Source organism: Cytophagia bacterium CHB2, from assembly GCA_030263535.1.
In the GTDB taxonomy this organism is placed as follows: domain Bacteria; phylum Zhuqueibacterota; class Zhuqueibacteria; order Zhuqueibacterales; family Zhuqueibacteraceae; genus Coneutiohabitans.
Window position 1 is genome coordinate 26,705 of record SZPB01000004.1, and the last position, 15,235, is coordinate 41,939.

General features: G+C 53.1%; 13 protein-coding genes. 7 read left to right on the forward strand and 6 right to left on the reverse strand.

The genetic code is table 11. The features are described from left to right. Positions 1-34 precede the first annotated feature (34 nt). Complete coding sequence (locus tag FBQ85_01085) at positions 35-577, forward strand: hypothetical protein (protein MDL1873759.1); 543 nt, start codon at positions 35-37, stop codon at positions 575-577. A 27-nt stretch (positions 578-604) separates the two neighbouring features. Next, positions 605-1,177 (forward strand): hypothetical protein, encoded by a 573-nt coding sequence (locus FBQ85_01090; GenBank protein ID MDL1873760.1) that lies wholly within the window; start codon positions 605-607, stop codon positions 1,175-1,177. 3 nt (positions 1,178-1,180) lie between these two features. Here FBQ85_01090 and FBQ85_01095 read toward each other — a convergent pair whose 3' ends face one another. The 5 genes from FBQ85_01095 to FBQ85_01115 all read right to left on the reverse strand — a co-directional run bounded on the left by FBQ85_01095 (position 1,181) and on the right by FBQ85_01115 (position 5,442). Beyond that, on the reverse strand, positions 1,181-1,570 hold the full coding sequence (locus FBQ85_01095; protein ID MDL1873761.1) for an STAS domain-containing protein: 390 nt from the start codon (positions 1,568-1,570) through the stop codon (positions 1,181-1,183). A 272-nt stretch (positions 1,571-1,842) separates the two neighbouring features. Further along, a complete protein-coding gene (locus FBQ85_01100; protein MDL1873762.1) occupies positions 1,843-2,613 on the reverse strand; it encodes a hypothetical protein in 771 nt (256 codons plus the stop codon). A gap of 14 nt (positions 2,614-2,627) precedes the next feature. Then, positions 2,628-3,320 (reverse strand): ribose-5-phosphate isomerase RpiA, encoded by a 693-nt coding sequence (rpiA, locus tag FBQ85_01105; protein ID MDL1873763.1) that lies wholly within the window; start codon positions 3,318-3,320, stop codon positions 2,628-2,630. Between the two features lie 123 nt (positions 3,321-3,443). Further along, a complete protein-coding gene (locus tag FBQ85_01110; GenBank protein MDL1873764.1) occupies positions 3,444-4,199 on the reverse strand; it encodes a hypothetical protein in 756 nt (251 codons plus the stop codon). 16 nt (positions 4,200-4,215) lie between these two features. Next, positions 4,216-5,442 (reverse strand): AI-2E family transporter, encoded by a 1,227-nt coding sequence (locus FBQ85_01115; GenBank protein MDL1873765.1) that lies wholly within the window; start codon positions 5,440-5,442, stop codon positions 4,216-4,218. Between the two features lie 226 nt (positions 5,443-5,668). Here FBQ85_01115 and FBQ85_01120 point away from each other — a divergent pair, with 226 nt between their 5' ends. After that, on the forward strand, positions 5,669-6,616 hold the full coding sequence (locus FBQ85_01120) for a glycosyltransferase family 2 protein (protein ID MDL1873766.1): 948 nt from the start codon (positions 5,669-5,671) through the stop codon (positions 6,614-6,616). A 16-nt stretch (positions 6,617-6,632) separates the two neighbouring features. Here the strand turns inward: FBQ85_01120 and FBQ85_01125 are convergent, their stop codons facing one another. After that, complete coding sequence (locus tag FBQ85_01125; GenBank protein MDL1873767.1) at positions 6,633-9,089, reverse strand: hypothetical protein; 2,457 nt, start codon at positions 9,087-9,089, stop codon at positions 6,633-6,635. Between the two features lie 624 nt (positions 9,090-9,713). Here FBQ85_01125 and FBQ85_01130 point away from each other — a divergent pair. From FBQ85_01130 to FBQ85_01145, 4 genes are all read left to right on the forward strand, one after another. Next, complete coding sequence (locus tag FBQ85_01130; GenBank protein ID MDL1873768.1) at positions 9,714-11,402, forward strand: serine hydrolase; 1,689 nt, start codon at positions 9,714-9,716, stop codon at positions 11,400-11,402. 554 nt (positions 11,403-11,956) lie between these two features. After that, positions 11,957-12,175 carry a hypothetical protein gene (locus FBQ85_01135; GenBank protein MDL1873769.1) on the forward strand — a complete coding sequence of 73 codons (219 nt, stop codon included), beginning with the start codon at positions 11,957-11,959 and terminating at the stop codon, positions 12,173-12,175. 257 nt (positions 12,176-12,432) lie between these two features. Continuing rightward, on the forward strand, positions 12,433-12,897 hold the full coding sequence (locus FBQ85_01140; protein MDL1873770.1) for a DUF4062 domain-containing protein: 465 nt from the start codon (positions 12,433-12,435) through the stop codon (positions 12,895-12,897). Then, on the forward strand, positions 12,870-15,212 hold the full coding sequence (locus FBQ85_01145) for an NACHT domain-containing protein (protein ID MDL1873771.1): 2,343 nt from the start codon (positions 12,870-12,872) through the stop codon (positions 15,210-15,212). The genes FBQ85_01140 and FBQ85_01145 overlap by 28 nt, the downstream gene beginning before the upstream one ends. Positions 15,213-15,235 lie beyond the last annotated feature (23 nt).

The window sequence follows — 15,235 nt, forward strand, 5'->3', positions numbered from 1 at the left end:
CTGCGGCACATTGTTGGAGTTAACCTCACACATCATGACAAACAAACCGGACAGCATTTACTTCCAAACCCTTCTGGAAGAATACAAAACGTTGCGCAACGACATCCAGCAGCGCATCCAATTTCGGTTTCAAATCTTTGGTTTGTTACTCGTCGCCATGAGTGTTTTGTTCCCACTTGGGTTGCAAGGAGTAGCGCCTTCACCCATGCCGCTGTTTATTTACCCGATTATCGCCATGTTCCTCACGTTGAGCTGGGTGCACCAGGGCGTCATCATGATCAAACTGGCGCGTTATATCCGCGACGAAATCGAGACAAAGCTGCCCGGTTTGACATGGGAGCAGAAACTCAACCAGGAGTCGAAGCGATTTTCCGGATTTAGTCTGCTCGGTTCACTTGCCACTAGCGGTCTTATTGTCGTTTCGCAAATACTTGCGATCACGTTGGGGTGGAAGATACAGGTGCAGATCAAGAATCTAGAGTCAGATTCGTTAGCTGGCCTGCTGCAAATTATTGCCATTACCGCTACGACCATCACGATAGCATTGCTGGTTGTGCATGGCCGAATGAAGCGCTGAAATTCCTTTAACCGGTGTCAACCTTCCATGGAAGACCTTTTCACCCATCGCCGCCAGCACCGCTGGGAACTGCTCCTAAAAGAAATCGACTTGATTCACAGCACCATCAAGAACCTGGACGACATAATCTTCAAGACTAAGAATTTTGGCTTTTTATTCTGGGGCGGCAGCTTATTTCTGATTGTTAAAGACATGAGCGACATGAACCCCAGAACAAAGATGGCTCTTATTTTCCTGACGGGACTTATTCCCCTGCTGTTTTGGGCAATGGATTATAACTGGCGTAAACATCTATTGCGTTGCAGTCGGCGGGAACGGCTCATCTTGCACTTCTTTAACAGCGACGACTTCGAGCGTCTGGTGTTGCTGGGCGAAAAAGACCTCGAAGGCAAGCGCTTTCCGTTTTTCGATGTCGTGGGCTGGACTTACACCAAAACGGCGGAGGGAAAAGCCAGCGAACCTTTCCTGGAAGAATATCTGATCAATCCCAACGAATTTCGAGGCAGGATGGTAATCTTTTACAAAGATGCCAAATGGTTTTACGGAACGATGTTTTTGACTTCTCTTGTGTTGGGAGCAATTCACCTGTTCGATTTTTGATTTCTAAAATACCTCTCTGCAATTATAAAAAGCCGCCAATGCCTCCTGTCTGTTCTCATACGCCTCAAACACGCGATTGAGATTCGTCAATTGCAGCAACCGCCGGACATTCCTGCCCAAACCGGCAAGTTTGAACTCGCCTTGTGCCGCATTCATTTTTTTCGCTGATCCCACCAATACACCCAAGAACGTGCTGTCAATGAATTCGCAGCGTGATAAATCGACGAGCATGCGGCGCTCGCCGTTGTCAATGTGTTGAAATACTGTCGTTCGCAGTTCATGCGCAAGCGCAAAATGGGTTTCGTGACTCGCGATGCTCACGATCAATACTTTGTTTTCATGCCTGGTTTCGCAATACATCATCTGCTCCGCAGAATAAAAATGAAAAAGCATTTTGCCCTGTTGCTTTTTGGCAAAATGCCCGGGCCAACGAGAAATTTTTTTGTCAAAAGATAACTGTGCAGGGAAAGCTCGAGGTCACACGGTCCAGCCCGTGGCCACACCCAAAAGACTGAGCCACGGATAGACACGGATTAGCACGGATCAACCTGGCTGGAAGTGCACAGTGTTGCGGCATCATTGTACATGGTGGAATGAAGGACCCACCCTGATCAGAATGGCAGTATGAGTACCAGCGTTGCAAGCCGATGCAGAAAACGGTGTGATTATTTTGGGGCCAGCGAGTCTTGCCACTGGCGTTGCGCCTGCGTTGCGCTGATTCCCAGCGCCGGCAAACAGGCGGCCTCCCATGTTTTTTTCTCGCGCAATTGTTGCAGCAATGCACTGATTTTTTCGGAACCGTAACTATCTTCAAAAAAACGCCCGACGCGATAAAGCTGAAAATAAATTGCCTCCAGCTCGCCCTGGCTGCGGACTTGATGCAAAGCTTCGTCGAATTCTGCAAAAGTTAAGATCGGGTCGCGGCGGTGCTGCGGCTTGAGATGCACTATTTCTCCGGAGTGATAGATCGCCAGCGCCTCACTCAGCCAGCGCGGGCAATTCCCGGCGGTTGCCAGATCGAGCAAACGATGCGCGACTTCGTGTCGAATGACATCGGTTAGAGTGCCCCGCTCGTGTAACACCCGCGCCGGTTGCAGATAAATCACGCCATTTTGATAAACTGAACTGAGCCACCAGGGCGAGCGCGTGTGCTGGCAAAAATCATAGGTTGTGCTGAAAAGGGTGAACTCAATCGCGACCGGGGAAAGGTTGTATCTCCTGGTCAACTCCTCCCGCGCTGCTTGCGCGATTTGTATAACCATGACAGCCTCGGATTCCGGACGGCTTGCCTCAAATTTGATGGTGATGTTATTTTCGCTGAGAACGCGTTGCGGTTGGGCAAGCAGGGGGAGGGCGAGGGCTTGCAGCAGAAGATGAAGCTCAATTTGACGGCGCAAATTTTTCAACATGAATTGCGCCAATCTGCGCAAACGCATATTGACCAGCCTCATCAGACGCCCCATTTTTCTTCGGTGCCGCCGTCGTGTTTGCCGGCGATCACGAGATCCGCTATCCCAACAAATAACCCAACTTCGACAACGCCGACAATGCTCTTGATCTGTTGGAGCAACTCCAACGGCTCGGTAATTTTTCCGAACGCACAATCGACGATGAAATTGCCGTTATCGGTGTGAAACGGTTTGCCGGCTTGTGCGCGCAGCGCAACGCGGCTGCCGAGACTGCGCAAAACCTCAGCGGTTGAACGCCAGCCAAAAGGCAATACTTCCACCGGCACACGAAATTTTCCAAGCTGGGGAACGAGCTTCTTTTCATTGACCATAATAATGACGCGATCGCTGCGCGTCGCAATGATTTTTTCACGGGTGAGCGCGCCGCCGCCGCCTTTGATGAGATTGAGCTGCGGATCGACTTCATCGGCGCCGTCAATGGTAAGATCGAGTTTCTTGAATTCGCCCCAATCGCGCACCAAGGGGATGCCACAACGTTTTGCCGCTCGCGCCGTTGCTGTCGAGCTGGGCACTCCGGTGATTTTTAATCCAGATTTGATGCGTTTGCCGAGCAGACGCAGCGCAAATTCCACCGTGCTGCCCGTGCCCAGGCCGACCATCATTTTGTTTTCAACGAAAGCGACCGCGGCTGCGGCAGCGTTGTGTTTTTGTTCATCAGTGGAAAGTTTTTTCATGCAAGTTGACTCAGGTGGATATACTGATTTCGGATTGATGATTGGGGATTGCGGAAATTGCGATCTTCAAATAATTTTTGCCATTCCGTTCGACACATACGGCTGTACCACCTGCCAGAAATCTCAATACGATGAGGCGCTGCACAACCGGGCGAAGGCAATCCATTGCTGCTCACCATTGCCGAACGCCGGAAAGGTCGGGCGCGAGGGCTGCCGCCAATGATAATTGGTAATGGCTGCCGGCTTGCCGGGCGAGCGGCCTTGAAACATTTTGTACGAAACTACGCGGCCTTCCGTATCGTGTTCGACCGAGACGACAATACCGACATGATAAATGGCTTGGAAAGCTTGCTTCGCGGTGAGATTACGATACACCCGCTGCTCTTGTCCAAAAAATAAAACCGCGCCGGGCTTGATCAAATCCGATTGCGCCAGCGCGTCATGAATCAGGATTAATTCGCGGCGCTCGGCATACCAGCGCGCGATGCCTTCTGCGCTGCGCGCTGCAGCAAGCGACGGCGTTTCCACGGATTCACAGCGCGCTTTCAACGCTTGCAACACGCGGTGCACAATTCCCGAGCAATCGGCCTGTTCGCGGGAATTGTACATGAGATTGAGCGCTTCCAGTGAATCGGCAATTTCACGCACCGGTCCGGCGAGATCGAGCAATTTGTGATTGCAATCGACAACGTAATTGCTAAGCGCCGCCCGTGGCGCGCTTGCCGTTGGCGCATCACCCGGTTCCGCGGGCGGCTGCGGCTTTGACGCGGAGGAGGGCTGCGGCGGTTCTTGGTACAGCTTCGACTTCAAACACGCGACGTTCGTGAACGCGCTGAGCAGGCATAAACCTGAAATGAAGGCAAGGCGCAGTTTGGGCATGCTCGTCATTAAAAAATTATTTTGAAATCACCGTGATTGGAGTTGCCGCCTTGACGGCTTCGCCCGCCGCCGCGGCGGCGGTTTGAGGTTGGCCGTCACGCGCGGTTGTTGGTTGTTCGGCCTTTTCCGCTTTCCCCGAGGTTGCAAACGCAAACTCCGGCAGGCGAAAGATGTAGTATTTGGTAAAACTCCAGTGCAAAATATCCAGGCTGCCTTTGATGATGGCGACCAGCGGCACGGCCACAATCATTCCCAAAATACCGCCGAGATTGCCGCCTACGTAAATGGCGATGATCACGATAACCGGATGCAGCGACACACTTTTGGAAACGACAAAAGGTTGAATGAAGAAATCATCGATAAACTTGACGACAACAAAGGCCAGCAGCACGGCCGGCACGCCGGAGAAGTTGCCGCGGTCGATCACGGAAACCGCAATCGCCGGAATGCCGGCAACGACCGGGCCGAGGTAAGGAATCAGATTCGCCATGCCCGCCAGAATGCCGATGAAAACGGCGTAGCGCAGATCGAGCAATGACAACGCGATCATCACCATCACTCCGACCAACGCGCCATCCAGCAACACGCCGCGAATGTAGCGGCCGAGCTGCTGGCTCGCCTTGTGAAACAGGCTGAGTGACATCTCGAAATAGCGGTTGGGAATTTGTTGCACGATGGCCTTTTGCAGCGCGCGCGAATCTTTGAGAATGAAAAAGGTGAGAAACGGCACAATGATCAACGCGCCCACCGTGGAAAACAATTCCACCGCGCCTTCGACGCCGGGTTTGAAGAACGAGTAAAAAAAATGCAAAGTGACTTTGCCCAGCATGTCGATAATGCGCGCTTCAGTGGCGCCCGGGAACGAGAGCCGGAGTTTTTCTTTGATTTGTTCGATGAGCAGCTCGGGCCGCTCCAGTTCCACGTTGGTGAGAATGGTTTGCACTTCATGCGCGACTTCATCGCGCAACAAGAGGAACGTGATTGCGGCCAGCGTGGTGAACACAATAAAAACCAAAATAATCGCCCAGATGCGATTCAAACCGCGCGTTTCGAGCGTCGTGACCAGCGGCTCCAATAAATACGCCAGAAAAATCGAGATCACCAGCGGCGCCAACAGCGTGTGCATGAAAAATATTGCCAATAACGCGACGGCGATCAAAAAAATCGCGAGTAAACCTCTGCCGATGATATAAAACTGGCGGTCGGAGAACTGCAAATGATAGTGGGAGGACGATTGCTGCATTGCTGCTCGTTGGCTTTCCTAGTCAAACTCAAGTTTGGGGAAGAAGCAAGCACGCGCAATATAGCGGCGCAACTGCCGAGAAGCAAGTAGTTTGTCGGATTGCCGGCAGGCTGGCGAAAAATGATCTGCACGGCAATTGGGGGTAAGGGTTGCTGTGCGCAAAAACTGCTTGGGAAAGCTGGCGTGTTTCTGTATTTTGTTTTTCAACGTTCAACTTGGATTGTGAATGGCGCCTGATCTCAGCATCATCATTGTGACCTATAACTCGCGGCGGGATATCGAGAAATGCCTGGCCTCTCTCCGGGATAATTCCCGCGGCGCGCGCGTTGAAATCATTGTTTGTGATAACGCTTCATCCGACGGCACCGCGGACTTCATCGCGCAGCATTTCCCGGCCGTCAATCTCATCCGTTCGGCGCATAATCTCGGCTTTGGCCGCGCGAACAATTTGGCCGCACAACACGCGCACGGGCGATTTTTTCTGCTGCTGAATCCCGATACCTGGGTGGAGGAGGATTTAGCCGCGGCGATCGTGAATTTTCTCGATACTCATCCGGAGGCAGGCGGCTGCACGCCACAGCATTTGAATCCGGACGGCACAATACAAGTTGGCGCAATACGGGAATTGCCCACGGTGGAATCCCTGTTTTATCAGAAAACGGGCCTGGCATACGTGTTCCCGCGCAGCCGGCGCTTTGGACGGTATTGCATGACCTGGTGGGATCACGACGAGGTGCGCGAGGTGGAGCAAGCCGGCGCATGTCTCGCCCTGCGCCGCGAGGTTTTTCAGCAGGTGGGAGGCTTTGACGAGAGTTACTTCATGTATTTTGAAGACGTGGAGTTGTGTCATGCCGTGCGGGCGGCAGGTTACAAGATTTTTTTTCTGTCGTATGCGCGCGTCTATCACATCGGCGGTCAAAGCGCAAAACAGGCTGTGTCAAAAAATTTTATCGAATTTTATCGCAGCATGTGCCATTATTTCCGCAAGCATCACGGCGCCGCCGGGGTGTGGCCGGTTAAGATCATTATCGCTGTTTCGGAGTTGCTCATGCTGCTGGTGTTGACGCTGGCATTGCCCTTCAGCAAGCTGCTGCCTCCGCCGCAAGCCTGGAGCAGCCGCTGGACACAGTGGCGCGGACACGCGCGGTTGTTGCGGGAGGTGTGGACTTTTTGATAAAGAACAGTGTTGCTTATTCCTTCACCCTCACCACCACCATGGTGAAATCATCGTGTTGTTTGGCTTCCCCGGTGAAATTCATGACGTCCTGCGTAATGGCCTCCAAAATTGCTTGTGCGGAAACGCCGCTCACCCCGCTGATGGCGTCGCGCAAGCGTTCTTCGCCGAACTCCTCGCCGTTTTTGTTCATCGCTTCCGAGATGCCGTCGGTGTAAAAAATAAAAACATCGCCGGCCTGAATCGGAACCTTCTGCTCTTCGATCGTTGCGGAAAAAACTTTGCCAGGTTCCATGCCGATCGCCAGGCCGCGCGGATGCAGCAATTGCGCCTCGCCGCCCACGCTTTTGTGCACGATCAAGGGATTGTGCCCGGCGCGCGCGAACGTGAGCGTTCTATTCTCCATATCGAACAAGCCGTAAATCAAGCTGATGAACACTTCCTTGGGCGTGTTTTCATAAAACACCGTGTTCATGTCCGACAAGAGCGACTTGGGTGACAGCTTCAGGCGCGAAAGCGCGCGGATGATGCCCTTTGCCAGCGTCATATAAAATGCGGCAGACACGCCCTTGCCGGACACGTCGCCGATCACGACCGTGAGGCGCTGCTCGCCGTCGCGCACAAAATCAAAATAATCGCCGCCCACTTCCATGGCCGGGCGGCAGATGCTGGCAATGTCGAGGTGGGGAAAATTCGGCGCGGTGTGCGGCAGAAAACGCATTTGAATATTGCGCGCGATTTCCAATTCTTTCAAGAAGCGTTCGCGTTCGGCAATGCGGCTGACATACGCCGGCACGTAGCCGCCAAACTCGCGCGCGGATTTGGGCTGAAACACCAGCAACACGCCCGCGCCTAAAAACGCCAGCGCCGAGACCAGCGCGGTTGCGTTTATCGTGCCGCCCCAGCCCTCCGGCGAGATGCCGGCCAAGCCGAGATCCAACAAAAAACTGAACAAGAGTAGCGCGAGCCAAATCGTCAAGAAATCATGTTTGTGAGTAAAATAGGCCCACAGCGCTGCGGCAGGCAGCATGAGGAAAACACTCACATACATCGGCCCGAAATTATCCAGATAAAAGCTGGTGAAATTGATCGCCAGAATGAGCAGCACGAAGGCAAGCGCGTTTTTCTTGAGGCGCGATTTGAGATAAGCCGCCCAAAACAGCAATATCAGCGTCGCGCTGTAGGTGGCGGTCGTCACGTTTTTGCCCAGCATTGTGATGATGTTGATCGGCTCGCCCAGAAACCACAGGCGATTATCGTCGAAGCGCAGAAAGTCGAGGCGCAGGGCGTTGGCGAGCATCACCACCAAGCCGAGAGCCAGCGCGGTCACCCCCGCAATGAAAAACGCGTGCAAGATGGCCTCGCCGATTTCGCGGACGCGCAAATGCCCGGTAAAGAACAAATCCGTGGTGGCGAGTTTTTCCGGCCAGGCCTCGCGGGCAACGCTGTCGCCCACCGCATAGGTGATTACCACGCCCAACCCGGAAAACAAACCACCGAAGCCGCCGCCGAGAAATACGCCCAGCCAATCTGTCGACCAATTTTCCACGGCAATCAGCGTAAAGATTGCGAGCATCACCAACCCGCCGAACCACCAGGCGCGCTTGAACTCCAGCTCATCATGGCGCAGACGCTTGAAAAAGAGTACCACGAGAAAGCCGATGACGATGGTCCACGCCAGGCCGAGCATCACCGCCACCACAATGTCTCCGACCTTTTCCGCTTTCGACTCGGAGAGCGCGCTGTCTTCCATTGTGATTGTTACGTTGCCCTCTGCGACCTGCTGGGTTTGGGCCGTGTTCGATTTTTTTCCCTCCTGAACCTTGATATCGCTGCGAAAGTAGGTGACGTTATCGCTTGCGACGTGCACATCAACTTTCTCTTGCAGCGCTGCTGCAGCAGCCAGCGACCGTGTGAATGAAAATTGATGAAGCTGCCCGTCGTCGTTTTCCACGATTTTTTTCTCGGACAACGTGAAGGCCGAGGTGTCAATTGCAAGCTCGGCAAGAAACATATTGGCGCGCGTGAGCGCCTGTTCCTGGCTCGTGGTGGAGGTATTTTTCTTGCGCGGATCATCCAACTCAACGCCAACCAGCTTGCCGCTGAAATCGTAGCGCGTTCTAAAGTTCGCGCGTTGCTTTTGATCGTTCTCGGCCGGAATGTTGCCGCGCCAGCCGATTTCCCAATAACCCAAAGACAAAGAAGCCATGGCGCTGTCTGCAAGCGCGGCTCGTTGTACAAACTTCGTCAAATTGTCGTTCACCCGGACGTCGACATTGCGCCGCAAGTCGAAGCCTGCCAGGGGCGATTGCTGAAACGCTTGTTCAGCAATCGCAATGATTTCCTCTTGAGAAAAGCGGGGCCGCAAAAATCCGGCAATGCGGGAGGTGGCGAACAGCCAAAAATACGCCAGCATGCAGGCAACGCCGAGCAGGGCCAGTGCCAGGGATTTCAGTCTTGGATCGAATTTCATAATTGTGTAGAATAAAAGAATCGTGCTCGTGTATAATTTAAGAACCGCCCGGGCAGTGATTGAAAAATGACAATGCCGCAATATATACCGGCATCTTCGAAAAGTCAACTCAATGAATCCATTTAAACTAAGGAGGAAGATGTGAATCCCAAAATCAAATCACACGCATTGCTGTGGCCCCTGCTGTTAATCTTGGGTTGCTCTGCGGCGCTGGCGTTCGCGCAAGATCAAGCTGACTTCGACAGGCTCAACCTTAACGGCAACTGGGAAGGCGTGATCAACCTGCCCGGAACCACGCTGAACATCAGCATTGATTTCGACAAGAATACGGACGGCAGTTGGCGGGGCGATATCGATATTCCGCTGCAAGGCGCAAAAGATTTGCCGCTCACGAATATCAAACTTGCCGAGTCAACTGTTTCGTTCGATTTGCCCAATGTGCCGGGCAATCCTTCGTTCAAAGGCGCGCTTGCCGCGGACGGGAACAACATCGCCGGAGATTTTACCCAGGCCGGGCAGACCTTTCCGTTCAATCTTAAACGCAATACCGCCGCGGAGCTCGAAGCGAAAAAGCAGCAAAACGAAGCTATTTTCCAACACCTGCGCGCGTTCATCGATTCGACGATGAAATCCTGGAACGTGCCGGGGCTGGCGATGGCAATCGTGAAAGGCGGCGATGTGATTTTCTCCGAAGGCTTCGGCTATCGCAATGTCGAAAGCAAGCTGCCGGTCACGCCCAACACGCTGTTTGCGATTGGCTCGAGCAGCAAAGCATTCACCGCCGCGAGTCTTGGCATTTTGGTTGATGACGGCAAGATAGATTGGGACAAGCCGGTGCGGGATTATCTCCCCACGTTCAAGCTGCATGACAATTTCGCTTCGGAGCGCATGACGCCGCGCGATCTCGTCACGCATCGTTCGGGCTTGCCGCGCCATGATTTGATGTGGTACGGCTCGGCCTTCACGCGCAAAGAGATGGTGGATCGCCTGCAATATCTCGAACCCAGCAAGGATTTCCGCACGACGTATCAATATCAAAATTTGATGTATCTCACCGCCGGCTATCTCGTCGAACAAGTTTCCGGCATGTCGTGGGAAGATTTTGTGCGTACACGCATCTTCGCGCCGCTGGGCATGAGCGCGAGCAATTTTTCGGTAATCGCATCACAGCAAGCGGATGATTTCGCCCTGCCTTACGCCGAAGAAAAAGAGAGCATCAAGCTCATTCCATTTCGCAACATCGACGCCATCGGCCCGGCCGGCTCGATCAATTCGAATCTCACGGACATGGTCAAGTGGGTGAAGCTCAATCTCAACAACGGCAAGGCTCCGGCGGCTGAGCGTGTCGAAGCCGGCGAGACGCAGGTGATCTCTGAAGCCATGCTCACACAGCAGCACACGCCTTACATGATGATTTCCGAGCCGATCAAATACACTGAAGTTTCACACACCAACTACGGTTTGGGCTGGTTTATCTCGCAATATCGCGGGCACAAGCGCGTATCGCACGGCGGCAACATCGACGGCTTTTCCGCGCTGGTGTCGTTAATGCCGCAGGATAATTTCGGCATTGTCGTGCTGACGAATCGCAACGGCAATCCCATGCCCAACATTGCCGCGGCGCGCGCCACGGATTTGTTGTTGCAGCTCGAGCCGGTGGATTGGCACGCCCGCATAAAAGCCGACGTCGCGAAAGCCAAAGAAGCTGAGAAACAAAAAAGCGAGGCCGAGGCTGCCGAGCGCAAACCCAACACCAAGCCCTCGCATGCGTTGGCGGACTTTGCCGGCGAATTCGAGCATCCCGGTTATGGCGTGGTCACGGTGAAATTGGAGGGCAAGGCGCTCAAGAGCCGCTTCAACAGTTTCAACATGGCGATGGAGCATTGGCATTACGACGTGTTTCGCGCCGTCGTAGAAGACGATCCGGATCAAAAATTCCTGTTCACGTTTTATTCAAACGACAAGGGCGATATCGACCGCCTCGAAGTGCCGATGGATTTGAACGTGAAGCCGATTGTGTTCACGCGCAAAGCGGGCGCGGAGATGTCGGATCCAAAATTTCTCGCGCAGTTTGTGGGCGAGTATGATCTCAACGGGCAAAACGTTGCAGTTGCGGTCAAGGGCGCGAATGTGTTGACCGTCACGGTTCCCGGCCAGCCGACGTATGAACTTGAGCCTTACAAAGGCACGGAATTCAAACTGAAAGGCCTGACCGGTTTTAGTTTGAGGTTCACGCTCGACGCCAAAAAACGCGCGACGGAAGCGGTGTTCTTGCAGCCGAACGGGGTGTTTACCGCCAAGCGGAAGGGATGACTTCGACAGGCGACTCGACCGAGACTTCTGCGTGAGCGCTCAGTCGAACGCTCGTCGAGGTCTCAGTCACCGCAGATGTTCAGCCACGGCTTGGCCGTGGCTTGACTACAGCAGATGCTACGGCCAAGCCGTGGCAGAGCAAACAGGTATTTTCGATTTTGACTATCAAATTTGATCAGCAAAACCCAAGCATCTGTCATCCAGAAAGGAATTTGTGAAGCATTCCGTGCAGCGCTCAGTGCTTGACAAGTTGACCCCAACGGGGTCCGATGCGGCAGCCCACGGGCAACGCCCTGGGAACTAATGGGGACTGTCACACAAAGCCCTGAAGGGGCTGGCAAATTTTGATAAATCGATTCCCAGGGCGTTGCCCGTGGCTTTCACATTATGCCCCGTTGGGGCAGTTATTGAGGCGTTGATCCCGCTTTCGGTATTCGTTCGAAAAGTCGCCATACTTGCGCTTTGCCGCTGATTTGCTATTTTGCGGGTAACACACAATGCTTTGGAAGTAAAAGTATCCAAAATGCTACTGCCCGGGCGCTCAGCCATGAAGCGTGTGCAAGACTAATAACCAACAGAATCGTTCATTGCAAACCGCCCGGGCAGTTATCCGTTACTACTCAAAAAGGGCAGCAATCGTGGGTTCGAACCGGGTGTTGCGCGGCGGGTCCTGGAACAACAATGCGCAGAACTGCCGTTCCGCGAATCGTAACTGGAACAGCCCCGACAACCGCAACAACAATATTGGCTTCCGCCTGGTTTTCCTCCCGTAGCTCATAGGGTAAAGTCGGAGGACTGCCTCTGAACAGATTGCTGTCCCGTTCGTCCGGCACGGGAGCGCGGACATTCCTGTCCGCGATAAACGTTGCGCGGACGACAAACAGCGGTGCAAATGCCCGGTGCTGGTAGGGCAAATGGATTTTTGCTTCGAAAGCTCCGGGCATTGGTTTTGTTGGTATAAAAAAACGAAATTTTTATATTGAACATTCTCGGGTGTGTAAAATAGACAGATCATCGTACTGGGACAACCATGAAAACCGAATCTCAGAAACCATTATTTCGCGTCTTTGTCAGTTCGACTTATATTGATTTAGTCGAGTACCGCAAGGCGGCGGAAAAAGCCATTAACGACCAGCGCCAAAAATATGAAGGCATGGAGTATCTGGGCGCGATGGATAAAGAGCCAACCAAAGCCTGCCTGGATTTGGTCGAAGACTGCAATCTTTTTATCGGCATTTATGCCTGGCGTTACGGCCATGTTTCGGACGGCGCTGAGATTTCCATCACCGAACTGGAATATCAACATGCGAAAAAACTGGACATTCCCTGCCTGTGCTATTTTGTGGACGAAGATTTTCCCTGGCTGAAGAAATTCATTGAGACCGGTGTTGCCGAAGAAAAGTTGAGCGGTTCAAAAGCCAAATTTCCAAAGAGCATGTGCGCACCAGTTTTAAAGAACCGCTGCATTTGGAAAGAAATATCATCAGTGACCTGAGTAATTGGCTGGCAGATAACCGGCCCGGTCTGAAGCGAGAAGCGCTGAAACCGGGGCAGGATCCGGTCGCGATGTACAAAAAAGCCCTCGCAGAAAAATATGCCAGCTTGAACATGATTGGCTTCAAGCGCAGTTTTGCGATGGACAGCATCTATATTCCCTTGACCGTACACGTCGATCCCGAATTGCGTATTGTCGACCAGGCTGGGGAACGGCTCGAAAAACTCGCAACGCGTTCACTTACAGCCGAAGATCTGCTGGAGCTTCCCAATAAAGCCGCGGTGGTTTTGGGCGAGCCGGGCATGGGCAAAACCACCATGCTGCATTATCTGGCGCGCCGGGAAAGCCAAAAGGCCGCGGCGCTTTTTCCCATTTTCGTGAAGCTGTCGGATTTTGGCAAAACCCGCGAGCCGCTGGAAAACTTTTTGCTCGCGGCGGTGGAAAATCATATCCCCGGCGCTACCATGCACGACGCCGCCCAAAATGCCATCGACACCCAACATGCACTCATCTTGCTGGATGGCCTGGATGAAGTGAGCCGTGAGAAATATACTTCTGTGACCGAGCGGATTCGCGCTTTTGTGGCCGGCCATCAATATTGCCGGGTGATCATCACCTCGCGCAAGGCCGGGTTTCAAAGCGATCAGACGCCGTATCGTCTTTTTGAAATCGACAAATTGCCCCTAGCGGAAATTGCCAACTTCGTACACAAATGGTTTGAACAAAAAAACGACCTTGCCGGGCGCATTGCCGCCAATCGCCGGATTTACGAGCTGGCGCAGAATCCATTCTTGCTCTCCATTATCTGCTTCATCTTTGAAAAGTATCGTGACCTGCCGCAGCGCCGGTTGGAGCTTTATGAAAAATGCGCCGTCACCCTGCTGACGTTGTATGATGAGAAGCAGGTCGACAGAGTGAACGGCTTCACGCGGCTTCTGAAAGAGCGGGTGCTGGAAGATTTGGCGCATCACTTTTTCTGCAAGGAAGCGGAGGAGTTTGCTTATGCGCCGTTGATCGAGCAGGTGGCGCAGACCCTGGCCACAATGAAACGGAACGACAACGAGGAAGAGGTGCTGCGGGAAATCCGCGAAAACAGCGGGCTGCTGCAAAAAAGCGATGATCGCCATCTGTTTGTGCATCGCACCTTTTATGAATATTACGTCTCCTGCAAAATGCGCGGCGAGACGCCGGAAGCGGTGTTAGGCCGATCGACGCAATCGCGTTGGGAGGAACCCATTCGCCTGTACGCCGCGCAAATTCAAGCAGTAACCGAAGGCACCCACTTTATCAAGCAACTTTGGGAAAAAGATCGGGCCCTGGCTCTGCGTTGTTATCCGGACATGGATCGCGTGGTGGAACCTGATCTGATCAGAAATTTATTGAATGAAGCAAAGGTGGAAGAGCGCGTCGAGCTCGTGAAAGGCCTACCCGAAAAAATATCCGAGCCTGACAAGATCGTTGAAACTCTGCGTGAATTGTTTCGTTGGGAAACTAACGGCGAGGTAATTTATTGGGGCGCGCAGATTCTCGAAGCCAAAAAAGACACGCCCGGCGCATTGGAGATTGTCCGGCAAAAATTGGATGAGGGCGCGCGACAACGTTATGAAGAATATCTGGCCAAAGACATGGCGCCTATTGCCGCGGGTCAATTCAAAATGGGAAGTCCTAAAAATGAAGCGGAGAGATTCGAAGATGAAATCCAGCATCAAGTTAAAGTGGGAGATTTTTTGATCAGCCGTTATCAGATCACCAACCGGTTGTACGAGTTGTTTGACCCGAACCATCGCTCGCGGCGCGATGAATATTCCGACCGAGACGAGCAGCCGGTGATTTATGTTAACTGGTATGAAGCCGTTATGTTCTGCCGCTGGCTGGGCTGCCGGTTGCCGACCGAAGCCCAGTGGGAATATGCCTGCCGCGCCGGAACGACGACACCGTTCAATACCGGCGAAAACCTGGCGACCGAGCAGGCAAATTACAACGGAAACTATCCGTATAAGAATTTTCCCAAAGGTAAATATTTGCAGAAAACCAAGCCGGTGGGCAGCTATCCGCCCAACGCGTGGGGGCTTCACGATATGCACGGCAATGTTTTTGAATGGTGCCAGGATTGGTATGGCGAAAAATACTATGATGAATGCAAAAAGAAAGGCACTGTAGAAAATCCTACTGGGCCGGAAACTGGTTCTCGCCGGGTGATGCGCGGCGGGTCCTGGTACGACTATGCGCAGAACTGCCGTTCCGCGGATCGTGACTGGGGCAGCCCCGACGGCCGCGACTACTCTGTTGGCTTCCGCCTGGTTTTCCTCCCGTAGTTCACCCTGTGAAATAGTGAATT

What these genes read in the sequence shown, in the direction of transcription:
- FBQ85_01110 (MDL1873764.1), bottom strand. Translation starts at nt 4,199, where the DNA reads ATGCCCAAACTGCGCCTTGCCTTCATTTCAGGTTTATGCCTGCTCAGC.
- FBQ85_01100 (MDL1873762.1), bottom strand. Translation starts at nt 2,613, where the DNA reads ATGCGTTTGCGCAGATTGGCGCAATTCATGTTGAAAAATTTGCGCCGT.
- rpiA (MDL1873763.1), bottom strand. Translation starts at nt 3,320, where the DNA reads ATGAAAAAACTTTCCACTGATGAACAAAAACACAACGCTGCCGCAGCC.
- FBQ85_01090 (MDL1873760.1), top strand. Translation starts at nt 605, where the DNA reads ATGGAAGACCTTTTCACCCATCGCCGCCAGCACCGCTGGGAACTGCTC.
- FBQ85_01085 (MDL1873759.1), top strand. Translation starts at nt 35, where the DNA reads ATGACAAACAAACCGGACAGCATTTACTTCCAAACCCTTCTGGAAGAA.
- FBQ85_01130 (MDL1873768.1), top strand. Translation starts at nt 9,714, where the DNA reads ATGAAATCCTGGAACGTGCCGGGGCTGGCGATGGCAATCGTGAAAGGC.
- FBQ85_01120 (MDL1873766.1), top strand. Translation starts at nt 5,669, where the DNA reads ATGGCGCCTGATCTCAGCATCATCATTGTGACCTATAACTCGCGGCGG.
- FBQ85_01095 (MDL1873761.1), bottom strand. Translation starts at nt 1,570, where the DNA reads ATGCTTTTTCATTTTTATTCTGCGGAGCAGATGATGTATTGCGAAACC.
- FBQ85_01115 (MDL1873765.1), bottom strand. Translation starts at nt 5,442, where the DNA reads ATGCAGCAATCGTCCTCCCACTATCATTTGCAGTTCTCCGACCGCCAG.
- FBQ85_01125 (MDL1873767.1), bottom strand. Translation starts at nt 9,089, where the DNA reads ATGAAATTCGATCCAAGACTGAAATCCCTGGCACTGGCCCTGCTCGGC.
- FBQ85_01140 (MDL1873770.1), top strand. Translation starts at nt 12,433, where the DNA reads ATGAAAACCGAATCTCAGAAACCATTATTTCGCGTCTTTGTCAGTTCG.